Annotated in this window: 13 protein-coding genes; 6 read left to right on the forward strand and 7 right to left on the reverse strand. The window is 59.5% G+C overall.

What is annotated here, in order from left to right; genetic code table 11:
* Window positions 1-59: 59 nt before the first annotated feature.
* The 5 genes from AC4PS6_RS16460 to AC4PS6_RS16480 all read right to left on the reverse strand — a co-directional run bounded on the left by AC4PS6_RS16460 (window position 60) and on the right by AC4PS6_RS16480 (window position 6,196).
* Entirely contained in the window at window positions 60-2,957 is a 2,898-nt protein-coding gene (locus AC4PS6_RS16460; protein ID WP_014716441.1) for a glycosyltransferase family 32 protein, read from the reverse strand.
* Between the two features lie 191 nt (window positions 2,958-3,148).
* Window positions 3,149-3,550, reverse strand: coding sequence for an ExbD/TolR family protein (locus tag AC4PS6_RS16465; RefSeq protein ID WP_014716440.1), 402 nt, complete (start codon window positions 3,548-3,550; stop codon window positions 3,149-3,151).
* A complete protein-coding gene (locus tag AC4PS6_RS16470) occupies window positions 3,551-4,273 on the reverse strand; it encodes a MotA/TolQ/ExbB proton channel family protein (RefSeq protein WP_093114384.1) in 723 nt (240 codons plus the stop codon).
* 25 nt (window positions 4,274-4,298) lie between these two features.
* Window positions 4,299-5,111 (reverse strand): energy transducer TonB, encoded by an 813-nt coding sequence (locus AC4PS6_RS16475; protein WP_014716438.1) that lies wholly within the window; start codon window positions 5,109-5,111, stop codon window positions 4,299-4,301.
* A 233-nt stretch (window positions 5,112-5,344) separates the two neighbouring features.
* Window positions 5,345-6,196 (reverse strand): LysR family transcriptional regulator, encoded by an 852-nt coding sequence (locus AC4PS6_RS16480; protein WP_336827225.1) that lies wholly within the window; start codon window positions 6,194-6,196, stop codon window positions 5,345-5,347.
* 107 nt (window positions 6,197-6,303) lie between these two features.
* Here AC4PS6_RS16480 and AC4PS6_RS16485 point away from each other — a divergent pair, with 107 nt between their 5' ends.
* Window positions 6,304-6,765 (forward strand): nucleoside deaminase, encoded by a 462-nt coding sequence (locus tag AC4PS6_RS16485; protein ID WP_106111754.1) that lies wholly within the window; start codon window positions 6,304-6,306, stop codon window positions 6,763-6,765.
* Window positions 6,752-7,939: a CynX/NimT family MFS transporter gene (locus AC4PS6_RS16490; RefSeq protein ID WP_492180880.1), complete on the forward strand. Its 1,188-nt coding sequence runs from the start codon at window positions 6,752-6,754 to the stop codon at window positions 7,937-7,939. Before AC4PS6_RS16485 ends, AC4PS6_RS16490 begins: the two co-directional genes overlap by 14 nt.
* Here the strand turns inward: AC4PS6_RS16490 and AC4PS6_RS16495 are convergent.
* Window positions 7,910-10,225 carry a TonB-dependent receptor gene (locus AC4PS6_RS16495; RefSeq protein WP_492180881.1) on the reverse strand — a complete coding sequence of 772 codons (2,316 nt, stop codon included), beginning with the start codon at window positions 10,223-10,225 and terminating at the stop codon, window positions 7,910-7,912. The two genes, AC4PS6_RS16490 and AC4PS6_RS16495, sit on opposite strands and share 30 nt — an antisense overlap.
* A gap of 155 nt (window positions 10,226-10,380) precedes the next feature.
* Here AC4PS6_RS16495 and AC4PS6_RS16500 point away from each other — a divergent pair, with 155 nt between their 5' ends.
* From AC4PS6_RS16500 to AC4PS6_RS16510, 3 genes are all read left to right on the forward strand, one after another.
* Window positions 10,381-11,325, forward strand: a complete 945-nt coding sequence (locus AC4PS6_RS16500; protein WP_032901761.1) for a LysR family transcriptional regulator — start codon at window positions 10,381-10,383, stop codon at window positions 11,323-11,325.
* Between the two features lie 105 nt (window positions 11,326-11,430).
* Window positions 11,431-11,892: an HIT family protein gene (locus AC4PS6_RS16505; protein WP_336827230.1), complete on the forward strand. Its 462-nt coding sequence runs from the start codon at window positions 11,431-11,433 to the stop codon at window positions 11,890-11,892.
* Window positions 11,893-12,136: 244 nt separating this feature from the next.
* Window positions 12,137-13,744, forward strand: a complete 1,608-nt coding sequence (locus AC4PS6_RS16510) for an alkaline phosphatase family protein (protein ID WP_103452556.1) — start codon at window positions 12,137-12,139, stop codon at window positions 13,742-13,744.
* Window positions 13,745-13,772: 28 nt separating this feature from the next.
* Here the strand turns inward: AC4PS6_RS16510 and AC4PS6_RS16515 are convergent, their stop codons facing one another.
* A complete protein-coding gene (locus AC4PS6_RS16515) occupies window positions 13,773-14,678 on the reverse strand; it encodes a TauD/TfdA dioxygenase family protein (protein ID WP_019819893.1) in 906 nt (301 codons plus the stop codon).
* Window positions 14,679-14,862: 184 nt separating this feature from the next.
* Here AC4PS6_RS16515 and AC4PS6_RS16520 point away from each other — a divergent pair, with 184 nt between their 5' ends.
* The gene (locus AC4PS6_RS16520; protein ID WP_003187586.1) at window positions 14,863-15,783 is read left to right on the forward strand and encodes a LysR family transcriptional regulator; all 921 of its coding nucleotides are present in this window, start codon (window positions 14,863-14,865) and stop codon (window positions 15,781-15,783) included.
* Window positions 15,784-15,842 lie beyond the last annotated feature (59 nt).

Genomic DNA, 15,842 nt, shown 5'->3' on the forward strand with positions numbered 1-15,842 from the left:
CTGAGGCGGATAAACCCGCTCCTCAGCGACTGCAATCGACACCAGGTTTGTTTTACCAATCAGCGAGAATGATGCATAGACTGCTCTGAGCCAATGGAGACCCCGAACTTATGATTCATCGGCATGTAATAATCTCGCGCGCTCATATAGTTGGCACCATAGTCCTTGGGAAGTAAAAGACAAGCGTTCAACAGTTCTGTCACCTCTTCAACTACCGCGAAAAACCCATACTCCTTTTTTGCCAATACATCCCCAAACATTTTCGGCCCGGTGATTTCAAAAATTTTCTTCTCGTATTCTTTATAAGCGTGCTGTTCGGCGGCTGTCGAACTGTCACTCAGGAAAGCACGATTACTTTTCAACCACTCCTCATTGGCCTTATAGCGCTCATAGGCCTCTTCCAGGATCTCATCCAGCAAAGGATTATCGGCATGACTGGCGAAATTACTGGTATTGAAACCACTGAAGTCTGCTGGTTCATAAGTCACTGGCGAATTCATCAGGATATCGTTCGGTGTGGCTTTCAACGTGACGTTTCCCACATTGAAAGTCAGTGTATCGTCCGCATCCAGATATATTCCACCGTACTTCTTAAGCAATGCAACGCGCATCACATCCGATGAGGCCGCTAGATTTTGCCCTTGGCCGGCACGAAAGTACTGATACATTTCCCCATACTTGCCAGCCTTCAGCTCCCTGAAAGCCTCATCTGCCTGCAAATCATGCACTTCCAGACCGCCTACTTTGTGATCCAATGCAGACTTTATCTTTTGAAAAACACTCGCATTATTGGCATCCACATGAACGATCGACTTATAGCCCGGACTTTTCCTGGAGTTCTCAACAATATTGTTGAGCAAGTTCTCTGGCATCTCATTGCCAGCCCAAAAATAGTGGATAACCTTGGGCACCTCAGTGGCGCCGGAGGGTAACGATGGCAGTCTCGGTAACTTCAATGTCTTATTTATCATTGAAGCCGGTGCATTTTTATTCCCTTCGATCGCTTCAGCTTTTGTACCACTCATCCAGTTTTCTTGGCCTTTACGCCAATAAAACACGTCATTCACTCGACCGTTTTCGCTGACCCCACGCCATAGGCGGGCCTCTACGTCATACGTCACTTTAGTGCCGTATCGATCGACGAAAATCATGTAGTCTTTCGAGACCATTTGATGGACATCGTCCATGGGGACTGTGAACGCCTCATGGAGTTTCGGGGGCGAAACAGGGCTCATCGGATAACCAATCTGCCCATTGATTCGCCGTGGCGGATTGAAGAATGGGCGCCCTTGTTCAGTCACTTGAGTAGAGGCCTGGGCTGCAGCATCCGCTCCGGCTGCGACGCCCCCGCTGGCAAACCTTTCTGTTATCACTTTCGCCAGCGGCGCCCCCGCATGAGTGGCTAACGGCGGAGCAGCGTTCAATACCCCAAAAACAATTCGGTCCGCACCGGTCGATTTTCCTTTGATGGCATCATCAATACCAATACCGGCCTCGGCGCCCCCGGCTGCCAGGAAGAAAACATCCAGGCCTATTGCGACTTCCGGCATGACCAGGGCCAGGGGCGTCATGAACATGGCGACTTTGGTGGCCTCTTCCACCCCTTGCAGCACTTTGTTCTTGGTGTAGTCCCCATCACTGACGATCGCATTATCCGCGTCCGAATAAGACCGGGCCTTTTGTCGAACCTTGACTGCTTCGAAAGGGTCGCCCTGCAGCTGATCCACTGTGATAAACCGGTCCGGCACCCAGCCGTTGAGCCCTTTAAGGAAAGCATTACCCGACGCCTGCGCGTCCGACCAATTTCCCATCCCTTCCAGAGACTGACGTACACCGTCTGAAAACGACTTGTCAGCTTGATCCTTGAGAGAAAAGTGCGTCAGCAGCGATTCGCGCTTAACGGGGTCTGACGCCTGCCCCGCCAGCCACGTTTTCATTTGCTGCGGATTATCGAACCGATGAATGGGTGAGGAATTGCCAGGGATGTATAGCAACGTCAGCTGGGTTTTCCGATCGGTCACACACATCAAGTCGGTCGACTGCAAGCCATTGATGCTCAGCAAGCCGATCTCCAGATTCGGATCCTTGACGGCAGGCTTGGTAAAATCCTGAACCGTCAGCTCGGACCAATCCTTTTGCGCAACCGCCCCCAACGCACGCTGAGCGAGTGCCGCCTCAACCGGTCCAAGTGTTCCTTCCAGACGCTGTAGATTGATCGCTTTAACAAAGGATATTTTACTCAACGATGCATACGAGGCGCTGTGTTTGTCCCAAAATCCATCAAGCGTATTCTTGTAAAGTTGGGTGCGGTCTGTATCCCAGACCAAGGCTTTGAAATCTTCAACCGGAATGGGCACCTCAGTGGCCGCACTGTAGAGCGCAGAGCCCGGAGAACTCGGTTCCCGGTAAATAGCTTGGCGACTGCCTGCTTCCTGCACCCAGCCGTCAATTTTGTTGTAAACATACACTGCCGGCGAAAAATATTTGGCGATTTTTCGAAACCAGCCCTCATTATCTTCAATCGTAACATCTTGCCTGTTTTTCAAAGCCGCCTGGGTCAGCGTTATTTTTTCCACAACATCCTTTTCGTCATCGCCATTATCCTTGAACGTCACCAGATACGTTTTATCAGGATCAACTTCAATGCCCCACTGTTGTTTTATCTTCGCGGACAAAATAGTGGCAATCTCTTTTTCAGGAGACATAAAATCAGACGCATGCGTACTGATATAAGCATCTATTACAGGATTTGGCTTCAATACCTTGGGCCCGGCATTGGGTGCGTTAATGTGCTGATAACCGGCGCGATTCAAAGATAAACTTTGCCCTAACGGATGCCGTGGGCCAGGCCTATCGGACGGCCCAGAAAAAGCGACAGGTTTTTTTTCATCGGGCTGAGAAACCGGTTGTTGCGGGCTGACGAATGTATCTACCAAACGAATCGGAAAACGTACCATTCTATAAATTCTCCATTTATCGAAACTTTCCATGCGCCAGCCAGAATAATCATACGGTCATGAATTGCACGCTCAGAAACATTTAAAAACGTGTGAATTCTTTTCCTTTACTAACGCTATACCCTTCCAATAAAAAAAGGGCCGCACCCTGCCAAGGAAACGGCCCAAAAACGTGTCGCGGCTCTTTGAAACTAACGTGCAGTAATCACCGACAATTTGGTAATGCCTGCGCGCTCGATCGACGCCATGGCTCGCGCCACTTCGCCGTAGTTCACTCCATCGTCGGCCTGCAATTGCACCCGCACGTCGGGGTCCTTGGCCTTGGCCGCCTGCAGGTTGAATTCCAACAGGTCCGGCTGGATTGCGTCCTTGTTGATAAACAGTTTGCCCGCGCCGTCGATGCTCACCACCAACGGGTCTTTCTGCTCAACCGGCGCTACGGCCTGGGTTTTGGGCAGGTTGATCGGGATGGAGTTGGTCAATAGCGGCGCGGTGACGATAAACACCACCAGCAGCACCAGCATCACATCCACCAGCGGCGTGACATTGATCTCGCTCAGCACCTCATCGCTGTCTTGCGTGGAGAAGGCCATTCAGGATGCCTCCTTCACTTTCTGCGGGCTGCCGGTGCTGGCCTTGGCCAACGTCGGGTGCAGCAGCACGCGGAACGCGTTTTTCTGCGCCAGGCTGTAGAAGTCGTGGGCAAAGTCATCCAGGTCTGCCGCCGTCAGCTTCAGGCGACGCAGGAAGTAGTTGTAAACCAGCACCGCAGGCACCGCGACGGCGATCCCCACGCCGGTCGCCACCAGTGCCGCGCCGATGGGCCCCGCCACGGTTTCCAGGCTGGCGGACCCGGCAGCACTGATCCCCTTGAGCGCTTCCATGATCCCCCACACGGTGCCAAACAGGCCGATAAACGGCGAGGTGCTGCCGATACTGGCGACCACAGCCAGGCCGGTTTCCAGGGAGCGACGCTCACGCACGATTTGCTGGCGCAGGGCGCGTTCGAGGCGGTCCTGGTGATTGATCGCCTGGCTCAAATCCGCAGCGTGGGGGGTATCGCCCACCTGGATCGCGGCATAGCCGGCCTGGGCTACACGGGCGGCGGCGCCAGGCTGGGTTTCGGCGAGTTCGGCGGCCGAGTCGAGGCTCGATGCCGCCCAGAACTGTTTGTGAAACTTGCGATCCTGGGCCTTGAGGCGACCGAACTGCACGCCCTTGAGCAAGGCCAGGCCCCAAGTGGCGACCGAAAAGGCCACCAGCAGCCAGATCACCGCGCTTTCGATGGATTCAAGTGGAGATGCCAATGCCATGATGTTTTCCCTCTGCGCCGCTGAATAATTAATGAATCTTGAAATCGATGGGCACGCTCACCCAGCCGTTCTGGGCCACATCGCCCTGTTTGGCAGGCACGAAACTCCAGCGCTTCACCGCCGCCAATGCCGCGTCATCCAACTGCTGGCGACCACTGCTTTTTTGCACCTGGATCTCACCCGGTTTACCACTGGCCAGCACCTGCACCCGCAGCAACACCGTACCTTCCCAACCGCGACGCTGAGCCAGTGACGGGTATTCCGGCGCCGGGTTCTTCAGGTACGCGGCGTTGGCCGAAGCAGGCGTCACCGGCGCTGGCGCCGCGGGTGCGGGCGGTGCAGGTGGCGCTGGCGTCGGTGGTGCAGGTGGCTGCTCGACGGCCTTGGGGGCCGGCTTAGGCTCAGGTTTAGGCACGGGCTTGGGTTTGGGTTTCGCAATGGGTTTGGGCGGCGCCGGCTTGGCCGCCAACTCATCCACCACCGGCGGCGGTGGTTCGACCACAGGCGGAGGCGGTGGTGGCGGTACAGGCGGTGGCGGTTCAACCACCGGCGGCGCCGGCTGGGAAAATTCGATGGTCATCGGTGGAATTTCCGGCGGCACAATCGGCAGCACCGGCGTGGGTTTCTGGCTCACCCAATAGATCACTGCACCGTGCAGCGCCAACACCAGCAACCCGAGCAAAACCCCCTCGCGGCGGCTGGAAAAACGCTTCGGGGTCTTCTGCAGGCGCAATTGCCCCAACGGCGCGTGATGCGGCCGGCCAAGGTCGACCAACTCACCACTCGGTGCCGGGCGCCACTGCGCCTCGGGTGCACTGGCGGCGGTCTGGACATTGCCCATTGATTCACTCCCTACGGTTTTGAAAAACCGACGGGCCAGCGAAGGCCCGTCGTGGGCTGAATCATCGGGGCCAGACACTTATCTCTTAAAGTAATCTTTAAAGTTATACATAGAACAAAAACACATAAACAAAACAGCCGATCACGCCAAAGCCACGTGGCCCGTGGCCTGGCTTCAAGTCGTTGTCTTTCAATGCCTTAAAGGCATACAAAATATTCGGCAAAGGTATGGGCTCAGTGCGGGTTTCCACTGCACAAGGCCAGCAATTCACCCAGCAAACTCTGGCCCGCTGCGCCCAGACCACTGCGGCCATACAGGGCCAATCGCACGCCATGAACAGGCGGCAAGCCACTCTCTGGACCGAGTATGCGATGGCCCGGTTGCAATACCCGTTCGGGCAATAAACTGATGCCCAAGCCTGCCGCCACCGCCGAACAAACGCTGGCCAGGCTGGCGCTGGAATAGCCGATGCGCCAACGCCAGCCGGCCCGTTCCAGATGGTGCAGCATGTCGTTGCGATACAGGCCGCCTACGGGGAAAGCCACCAGCGGCAGCGGGTCGCGGCCCAGGGCCGGAGTGCTCAGGCTGTCGACCCAGTACAAGGGCTCCGGCCACGACGCCACACAGTCGTCGCTGTCGCCCATCTGCTTGACCAGCAACACATCGAACTCACCGCCCCGGTACTGGCGCTGCAATTCAGGGCCCAGCCCGCTGGTGACTTCCAGTCGCACCCGTGGATAAGCAACGACAAATGCCGAAAGCAGCGGCATCAGGCGCTCGGCGGCAAAGTCCTCCGGCACGCCGAGGCGCAACACGCCGTCGCTTTGCTGGTTGATCAGCACATCGGCGGCTTCTTCGTGCAGCGCGAGGATGCGGCGCGCATACGCGAGCAGGCGCTCACCCTCGGCGGTGGCCACTATCCGGCGCTGGTCGCGGTCGAGTAACTGACACGCCACTGCGTCTTCCAGGCGGCGGATTTGTTGGCTGACGGTGGACTGGGTCAAGTGCAGTCGCTCGGCGGCGCGGGTGAAATTGCCGCAGTCCACCACGGCGACAAAGCTGCGCAACAACACGGGATCGAACAACGTCATCACCATTGTGTTTGCCACTGATTGGCATGTTTATATTTAATTTCAGAATACCTTGCTGGCTGCCCATACTTCACACCTTTCATCGCATCCGGGGGCCTTGTATGACCAACGATCAAGCACACCTGCAACGCGCTATCGCCTTGGCCCGCGCCAACGTCGCCCAAGGTGGCCGCCCCTTCGGTGCTGTGCTGACGCGCAACGGTGAAGTGCTGGTGGAAGCCGCGAATGAGATACACCTGACCCAGGACCCCACCGCCCACGCCGAGCTGCTGGCAATTCGCGCAGCGAGCCGGCAGCTGGGTGCACGCCTGGAAGGGTGCGTGATCTACGCCAGCGGCCAGCCTTGCCCGATGTGCCTGAGTGCCATGTACCTGTGCGGCGTCGAGCGCGTAGTGTTTGCCGCCAGCAACGAAATGGCCGAGCCGTTCGGCCTGTCGACGGCAGCCATCAGCCAGCAGGTTGGCTTGCCCATCGACGCGCAATGCCTGCCCATTCAGCACCTGCCCGATGCCGCAATGACTGCGCTGTATCACCAGTGGAAAACCCTGCATGACCCTGAATAAATCCCTCGCCGGCTGGGGCCTGCTGGTGGTGCTCGGCCTGAACCTGCGCCCCATCCTCAGTTCCATCAGCCCGCTGCTCGGCGAGATTCGCCAGGCCACCGGCCTGAGCTTTCAGAGCAGCGCCCTGCTCACCAGCCTGCCGGTGATCTGCATGGGGTTGGTGGCACTGGTGGGCGTGCGCGTGGAGGCGCGCTTGGGCGAGCGTCGCGGCATCGCCCTGGGCTTGTTGATGATTTTGCTGGCGTGCCTGGCGCGCTGGCTGATGGGCCAGGCTTCGGCACTGCTGGTTACCGCGCTGCTCGGCGGTGCGGGCGTGGCGCTGATCCAGGCGCTGGTGCCGGCGATGATCAAGCGCGAATTCCGTCACCGCGTGCCGGTGGCGATGGGCGTGTATTCGGCCTCGCTGATGGCCGGTGGCGGCCTGGCGGCGCTGCTCAGTCCGGTGGTGGCCACGCATTTCCAGCAATGGCAAGCAGGCCTGGGTGTGTGGCTCTTGCCGGCGCTGGGGGCGTTGTTGCTGTGGGCCTGGCTGCCGCTGGGCGCGGCGCGAAACCCACAACAGGCGCCTGCGTTCAAAGGGTTGCGTAACCGCCGCGCCTGGCTGCTGGCGCTGTATTTCGGCCTGGTCAACTGCGGCTACATGAGCATGGTCGCGTGGCTGCCCGCCTACTATCAGCAACTGGGTTGGGGCGTGCTGCCCAGCGGGTCATTGCTGGCGTTCATGACGATTTTTCAGGTGACGGCCGCTCTGTTGATGCCAGTGCTGGCGCAACGCGGTATCGACCGCCGCCCATTGCTCAGCATCAGCCTGCTGGCGCAAACCATCGGCTACCTGGGCCTGATCATTGCGCCGCTGGAATATCCCCACCTGTGGGTGGCCTTGTGCGGCTTCGGGTTAGGGACGTGCTTTGCCCTGAGCCTGCTGCTGACCCTCGACCACCATCGCGACCCACGCCAAGCGGGGCAACTGGCGGCGTTCGTGCAAGGCGTGGGCTTTTTGATCAATGCGATTTCGCCGTGGCTGACCGGCTGGCTGCGCGAGCTTACCGGCAACTTTGTCAGTGCCTGGGTGGTGCTGACGGTGACGGTGGTGGCGATGCTGCTGGTGACGCGGGTGTTCAGCCCGGCCACCTATCGCACCGACCTAGAAATCGTAGCGCCCAGTCACGCCTAGGGTGCGCGGCGTGCCCAACAGGCCCTCGTAACCGCCATTACCACCGGTCCACAGGGTGGTGTAGTAGGTTTTGTCGAAGGCGTTTTTCAGCCACAGCGACACATCCCACTGCCCTTGGTCATAGTCGCCGCGCAAACCGGTAGACAGGTTGACCACCGCATACGCCGGGATCTGCCCGTAGTCGGAATCTTCCACCGTGCCCACCGCCTTGGAACGGAACGCGTAACTGGCGGTGACATAGGGTTCGAAGCCGTTCGCCAGGTTCCACTTGTACTCGCCGTTGGCGTTGGCGATCCACTTGGAGGCGCCCACTACCTGATGGCCGCTCAGGTCGCAGGACGCCGGCGCACCGGGACGCAGGCTGGTTTCCGGCGGGCACGGCGCGTCCTTGTAAGACAAGTACGTCACGTCATTGAAGGAGCCGTTGATGTTCAGGGTCAGGCCCTTGATCGGCACCAAGGTGCTTTCCACCTCCACGCCTCGCGAGCGTACCGAGCCGGCGTTGGTCAGGTACTGCACGCGGTTGTCCTGGTCGTAGGCGTTGGTCTGGTAGCCGTTGACCTGGGTCCAGAACAGGTTGGCATTGAGCTGCAGGCGGCGGTCCCACAACGTGCTCTTGAAGCCTAGCTCGGCGTTGTTGGCGCGCTCGGTGCCGATCAGCAACGAGTCGGCTCCGGCCGTCGGCGCAGACCCCACCGCCAGGTTCACACCGCCGGACTTCTCGCCATGGGACAGCGTCGCGTAGCCCAGCAGGTTTTCATTGAAGTGATAACTGAGGTTGAGCAGCCCCGACGGCGTGGCGCTGTATTGCGACAGGTCGCCCGAGTCATAGGCCCCGGTACGCCCACGCCGCGCCGTGGCAGCAGCCCCGCTGACCGCCGCGCCACCGACGGGCGCATTGCGCGTGACCCAGGCGCTTTTTTCTTCGTAGGTGCCGCGTACACCGGCGGTGAAGTCCAGGCGTTCGGTCAGGTGCCAGGTGCCTTGGGCGAACAGCGCGAAGCTGTCGGTGCGGATATGCCCGTTGCCCACACTGCTCACGTTGCTCAACGCACCGGCAGGTGTGCCGTTCCAGATATCGGCCTTGGGCCCGTAGTAGGCAAAGGATTTGTTATCCAGGTCGGAGCCGAAATAGTAGGCGCCCAGCACGTAATCGAAGAAACCACCGCTGGGCGACGCCAGGCGAAATTCCTGGGACCACTGCTTATCTTCCACCGAAACCCCGGCGTTATACGACGCCGGTACGTTGAGGCCGTCATCGTTGCGCGGGGTGAAATTCCACCAGCGATAAGCACTCACCGAGGTCAGGGTGAAGTCGCTGGGCAGCGTCCAATTGGCTTCCAGCGACGTACCGCCCTGGAACACCGTGACGTGCTGGTCGTTGTCGAGGTTGACCTTGCGATGGGTGCCGTCCACCAAAGTTGCGCCCGCCGCGTTGGCCCGGGATTGATACAGGTTGGTGCCATTGATGGTCGGGCCGGTGCTGTACAGCACGCGGGTGCCGGCGCTGGAATCCTCTTCGTTGTAGTCGCCGATCCAGCGCAGGTTGAACGCTTCGTTGGGCTTGTACAGCAGTTGCCCGCGAAAGCCCTGGCGTGAACCGCCGTTCAGATCATGGCCGTCGTACTCGTTCTTGATATCGCCGTCGCTGCGCGTGCGATAGGCCGAGAAACGCCCTGCCAAGTCCTCGGTGAGCGGGCCGGAAATCGTGCCCTTGGTCTGGAAATAACCGTCCTCGCCCAGGGAGGTTTCGATGCTGCGCTCGGGAGTAAAACTCGGCGCGCGCGTACTGATATTGATCACGCCAGCGGTGGTGTTCTTGCCGAACAACGTGCCCTGGGGGCCGCGCAAAACCTCAAGCTGCTCAATGTCCATCAGGTCGAACACCGCCATGCCCGGGCGCCCGAGGTAGACGTTGTCGATATACAGCCCCACGCTGCCTTCCAGGCCATCGCTGGCCGGGTTGTTGCCCAGGCCGCGGATCGACACGCTGGACTGGCGCGCATGCATATAGGCGACGTTGACGCTGGGCACCAGTTGCTGCAAATCCTGGATGCGGTACACCCGCTGGGTTTCCAGGACCTGGCCGCCGAGCACGCTCATGGGCGTCGGCACGGCCTGGGCACTTTCGGTACGCCGCCGGGCAGTGACCGTGACAGTTTCCAGTTGGCCACTGGCGCTTTCGCCCTTGCCGGCAGGCGTGGGTGTTTCAGCGGCCTGGGCCGGCGACCAACTGCTGCTACCGGCCACTAGAACAGCCAGGGGCAAGGACTTGAACAGACTCATAAGCGGCTCCAAAACCCCGGAATACTCGTCGCCTCATATTCCTAAAGGTTATTTATTTATGTTTTTACGAACATTTACTGCATAAGAGATAGCCTTTATAAGGAGTCGACCTAATGCATAGCCAATGCATTTCCCGGATATTTTTGATGTGAAAAATGCATATCGACCTGCGCCAGCTTCGCCACTTCATCGCGCTCGCCGAACAGCGCAGTTTCGTCGCGGCAGCAACGGCGGTGAACCTGTCGCAGTCGGCGTTCAGCCGCAGCATCCAGGCCCTGGAACACAGTGCCGGCTGCCAACTGGTCGACCGTGGCCGCAAAGACCTGGCGCCCACCAAGCAAGGCCAGGTGCTGCTCGAACATGCACGGCGCCTGGTCAGCGGCGCACAACAACTGGCCAATGAAATCAGCCAGTTCAACGGCCTGGAAGCCGGTGAACTGCGTTTCGGTTGCGGCCCCGCGCCGGCAGCTGGGTTAGTCCCACGTGCCATCGGCAGTTTTATCGGGCGCTACCCCAAGGCCCGCGTGCAGTTCCAAGTGGATGACTGGCAAAGCCTGGGCAAGCGGCTGCTCAGCGAAGAGTTCGAATTCTTCGTCGCCGACACCCGCCACTTCGAAGCCAACCCCGACTACCACACCCACCGCCTGCGCCCGCGCCGTTGGCACTTCTGCTGCCGCGCCGGGCATCCCCTGGCCGCACGCAACAGCGTCAGCGCCGCCGAGCTGATGAGCTACCCGCTGGCAGTGACCATCCGCCCGCCGAACCTGCGCAAAGTCATCGTCGACCTCAGCGGCCGGCCGGATTACCAGCCCAATGTGGAATGCGAAAACGGCTACAGCCTCATGGGCGTGGTATTGCGCTCGGACGCCATCGGCATCGTCAGCGCCAACAGCGACGTGCTGCACATGGCGCGGGGCGAACTGGTGTGTTTGCAGATTGAGGGGTTGGACGAAAACCTGGAGGAGCGCTACACCCGCTACGGGATCGTCAGCCGTGCAGGGTATCGGTTGTCGCCGCTGGCGCAGGCGATGATTGAGCAGATCAAGGAGATTGACGAGAGGGACGAGGATGTTTATGCGTTGGAAAATATTGCGGTCTGACTAAGCGGTGAACAGCGGCTCGCAACGTCAGTGAAGTCATCGTTAGATAACAAAGATCACATACAAGAGGGTCTACCTTTTGACTCGCACGAGGAAGCGCGTTTGATGGACTGTATTTTTTGCAGCATTGCCCGCCGTACTGCACCCTGCCACCTCCTATGGGAAGACCAGACCCACATGGCCTTTCTCTCCATATTTCCCAACACCCCGGGGTTCAGTGTGGTTATCCCCAAAGCCCATCAGGGCAGCTATGCGTTTGCCGAACCGGACACCGTGCTGTGTGACTTGGTCATCGCAGCCAAGAAGACGGCAAAGCTTTTGGACAAAGCGCTAAAAGGTGTGGCTAGAACGGGCATGATTCTGGAGGGTTATGGCGTCGATCATCTGCACGCCAAATTATTCCCGATGCACGGGACCGGGGAAGATAGCGCCTTCAAAAAAATCAGTTCGACCCAGGACAAATATTTTGAGCGTTATGAAGGCTATGTCTCCTCCCATGACGCGGCCAGGGCAGATGATAAAGCGCTGGCAGGACTGGCCGCTCACATCAGGTCCTTCGCCGGGTAAGCCTGCTCCCCACAATTGGATCGCGGGTGTGCCAGGTAGATATGTATCTGCTGTCAGGCCGTCATCGCAGGCAAGCCAGCTCCCACAGGGGAATGCATTTCAACTGTGGGAGCTGGCTTGCCTGCGATGACGCCAGCAGCCACACCCATGCACTCAATGCATAGAACCCAGTCCCCAAATGCACTTGCCAGAGCGCCCCTCGAACGGCGAAAAACCCCACCTGTCCTCCGTTCGGTAAATTCCCATGTCTGACCCCAAACCCGTGCGCAACGTGCTCTACATCATGTGCGACCAACTGCGCCGCGACTACCTGTCCTGCTACGGCCATGCCCATTTGCACACCCCGAATATCGACCGCCTGGCCGCCGCCGGCGTGCGTTTCAGTCGGGCCTATACACAAGGCACCATCTGCGGCCCGTCGCGCATGTCGGCCTACACCGGGCGCTATGTCAGCAGCCATCAGGTGGCGTGGAATGCAGTGCCGCTGCCGCTCGAAGAACTGACAATCGGCGACTACCTGCGCCCCCACGGCATCCGCACCGCCCTGGTGGGCAAGACCCACGCCACGCCGAACCTTGAGGCCTTGCAGCGCCTGCAGATAGACCCCGACAGTGCCCAGGCCGAGCCGCTCAATGAGGTTGGCTTCGATGCGTATCTGCGTCACGACGGCATCTACCCCGACAGCCCGCTGTTCGAGGATAAGCGCGAGTCCGCGCCCTACACCCAATACTTGCGTGATCACGGCTACCACGGCAGCAACCCTTGGCACGAATGGGCCAACGCCGCCGAAGGTGAGAACGGCGAAGTGCTCAGCGGCTGGCATATGCGCAACGCCGGCAAACCCGCACGGGTGGCCGAAGAACATTCGGAGACCGTCTACACCACCGACCGCGCCATCGACTTTATCGACGAACAAGGTGAACAGCCCTGGTGCCTGCACCTGTCGTATATCAAGCCGCACTGGCCCTACATCGCGCCGGCGCCGTATCACGCGCTGTACGGTACCGAGCATGTGCAGGCGCCGATTCAACCTGAACACACCAGCGATCACCCGGTGTACCAGGCATTTCGCCAACACCAGGAGAGCCAGAATTTCTCCCGTGACGAGGTGCGCCTCACGGTGATTCCGACCTACATGGGCCTGATCAAACAGATTGACGATCAACTCGGGCGGCTGTTTGATTTTCTGCAAAGCACTGGCCGTTGGGATGACACGCTGATCGTGTTCACCAGCGACCACGGCGACTTCCTCGGCGATCACTTCCTTGGCGAAAAAGAGTTTTTGCTGGAGCCTGCGGTGGGCATTCCGTTGATCGTGCGCGACCCGCGTGCCGGCGCCGATGTCAGCCGCGGCACCGTAGACGAGCGCCTGGTGGAAACCATCGACGCCCTGCCCACCTTCCTCGACGCCTTGGGCTTGCCCGCCGCCGACCATCGCCTGGAAGGCCGCTCATTGATTCCATTGCTGCAGGGCGCACAACCCACCTGGCGCCGCTATGCCATTGCCGAATACGACTACGCCTTCCAGGCTCCCGCTCGTGAGCGCCTGGAGCAACCCATCGACCGTTGCCGCATGACCATGGTGCGCAGCGAGCGCTGGAAGTACCTGGCCTACGACGGCTTTCGCCCGCAACTGTTCGACCTGGAAAACGACCCGCAAGAACTGCACGACCTGGGCAGCGATCCCGCCTATGCCGAGGTACGCGAGACGCACCTGGGTTATCTGTTCGACTGGCTGCGCGGTTTGAAGCGGCGCACCACCATCAGCCACACGGAGGTTGAACTGCGTGGGCAATGGTTTCGTTATGGTGAGCCAGAGGCAGAGAAAGTGGTGAAGATCGGAGTCTGGTAAACACCACATTTTTTAATCTTCACTCAGATTAAAGACCTTTAGTGGTTTTGCTTGATTGCCCCTGCACCCCCACCGGCACATCCCCCTTGAGCGTAACCCGGCGCACGATGCGCTCCTGGGTGCCGTAGTCGTCCACCGCGTAATGCTGGGTGGCACGGTTATCCCAGATCGCCACGTCGCCGGTGTTCCAGCGCCAGCGCACGGTGTTTTCCAGGCGAGTGACGTGGCCTTGCAGCAGGTTGAACAACTGCGCCGACTCTGCCTGGGAGTAGCCTTTCAGGCGTTTGACGAAGTGCCCCAACAGCAGCGTTTTCTCACCACTGACCGGGTGCACGCGCACCACCGGGTGTTCGGTTTCGTACACCGTGGAGGTGAACACCTTGCGGTATTCCTCCAGCTTCTCCACCGCCACATCCGGCTTGCGGGCGGCATAGTCGTATTCGTTGCTGTGCACTGCCCACAGGTGGTCAGCCAATGCGCGCAGCTCCACGCTGAGGTCGTTGTAGGCAGCGGCTGTGTTGGCCCATACGGTATCGCCGCCGGAAGCAGGCGCCAGCACCGAACGCAGGATCGAGGCCTTAGGGTAGGCATCCACAAAGGTCACGTCGGTGTGCCAGGAATTGGCGCGCTGGCCACGGGTGCCATCCAACTCCATCAAGAACCGCGTGCCGTCCCGCACCGGCACCGTCGGGTGGGCAATCGGCTCGCCGAGCAGGTGAGCAAAGGCTTCCTGGCTCTGGTCATCGAGGTGGGTCTGCTCGCGAAAGAAAATCACCTTGTACTGCACCAGCGCCTGCTGGATGGCCTCGACGGTGGCGGCATCCAGCTCACCGGACAATTTGATGCCACGGATTTCGGCGCCGATCCGCCCGGCTACCGGGTGAATATCGAGTGGTTGGGCGACGGATTGAACGGCTAATGCGGCGTTGCTCATTGTGATGACCCTCATGTGCCTGCGAAACGGTGGGGGGACGCTTCCAGCAACGCTCTATCCATATGCAATTTAGGTCTAGCAAATGAATGAATGCTTCGTTGACGGAATAAGAGCTTGCATTTAAAACCTCAGCTTGCTCGGTCGCAAATGCCTTCGACCTATTTTTAAAATGCCGGGAAAGCATATGGATCTTCGCCAACTGCGCTACTTCATCGCCCTCAACGAACACCGCAGTTTCGTGCGTGCCGCGGACGCTATGGGCATCACCCAACCAGCGTTCAGCCGCAGTATCCAGGGGCTGGAACAGGAGTTCGGTTGCGTGTTGGTAGACCGTGGCCACAAGGACTTGCGCCCCACGCCGGAAGGCCAGGTGGTGTTGCAGCACGCCCTGAGCCTGGTGCATGGTGCAGCGCTGCTGAGCAGTGAAGTGACGCGCATGACCAAGCTCGACGCCGGCGACCTGCGTTTCGGCTGCGGCCCGGCGCCAGCCGTGAAACTGGTGCCGGATGCGGTGGCGCGGTTTATCAACGCCCACCCGAAAATCCGTACCACGTTTCAGGTGGATAACTGGGAAACCCTCAGCCGCCGCCTGAGCCGTGAAGAGATCGAATTTTTTATCGCTGACATCCGTCAGTTCGAGGCCGACCCGAATTTCCAGACCCGCGCACTCACCCCCAAACGCGGGGTGTTTTTCTGCCGACCCGGCCACCCTTTGCTGGCCAAGGACAGCCTGTCCACCAACGATATGTTCGACTACCCGCTGGCGGCGCCGCTGATCTCCCAAGGCATTCGCAAACTGCTGGCGAACCTGAGTGGGCGTATGGATTTTTCACCCAGTATTCAGACCGAGCACTTCCCGGCACTGGTGAGCATCGTGCTGCAAACCAATGCCATCGGCGTCGGCACTGAAGAAGCCTTTGCCGAGGACATTGCCAGGGGGGCGCTGGTGCTGCTGCACTGGCGCAACTTGCCGCAGCACATGGACACCCTGAGCGCACGCTGCGGGATCGTCAGCCGCACGGGGTCGCGGTTGTCGCCGGCGGCGAAGGCGATGATCGAGACCTTGGTGGAGGTGGATAGCCAGCAGGTCAGTGTGGCGGTTTGAAGGGCCTCATCGCAGGCAAGCCCGCTCCCACATTTGAGCGTTGAACACATTCAAGTGTG

This window comes from Pseudomonas sp. DW-iso17 (genome assembly GCF_058725345.1).

Coding starts and splice junctions, on each gene's coding strand:
- AC4PS6_RS16460 (WP_014716441.1), bottom strand. CDS start 2,957: ATGGTACGTTTTCCGATTCGTTTGGTAGATACATTCGTCAGCCCGCAA.
- AC4PS6_RS16465 (WP_014716440.1), bottom strand. CDS start 3,550: ATGGCCTTCTCCACGCAAGACAGCGATGAGGTGCTGAGCGAGATCAAT.
- AC4PS6_RS16475 (WP_014716438.1), bottom strand. CDS start 5,111: ATGGGCAATGTCCAGACCGCCGCCAGTGCACCCGAGGCGCAGTGGCGC.
- AC4PS6_RS16485 (WP_106111754.1), top strand. CDS start 6,304: ATGACCAACGATCAAGCACACCTGCAACGCGCTATCGCCTTGGCCCGC.
- AC4PS6_RS16490 (WP_492180880.1), top strand. CDS start 6,752: ATGACCCTGAATAAATCCCTCGCCGGCTGGGGCCTGCTGGTGGTGCTC.
- AC4PS6_RS16495 (WP_492180881.1), bottom strand. CDS start 10,225: ATGAGTCTGTTCAAGTCCTTGCCCCTGGCTGTTCTAGTGGCCGGTAGC.
- AC4PS6_RS16500 (WP_032901761.1), top strand. CDS start 10,381: ATGCATATCGACCTGCGCCAGCTTCGCCACTTCATCGCGCTCGCCGAA.
- AC4PS6_RS16505 (WP_336827230.1), top strand. CDS start 11,431: ATGGACTGTATTTTTTGCAGCATTGCCCGCCGTACTGCACCCTGCCAC.
- AC4PS6_RS16510 (WP_103452556.1), top strand. CDS start 12,137: ATGTCTGACCCCAAACCCGTGCGCAACGTGCTCTACATCATGTGCGAC.
- AC4PS6_RS16515 (WP_019819893.1), bottom strand. CDS start 14,678: ATGAGCAACGCCGCATTAGCCGTTCAATCCGTCGCCCAACCACTCGAT.
- AC4PS6_RS16520 (WP_003187586.1), top strand. CDS start 14,863: ATGGATCTTCGCCAACTGCGCTACTTCATCGCCCTCAACGAACACCGC.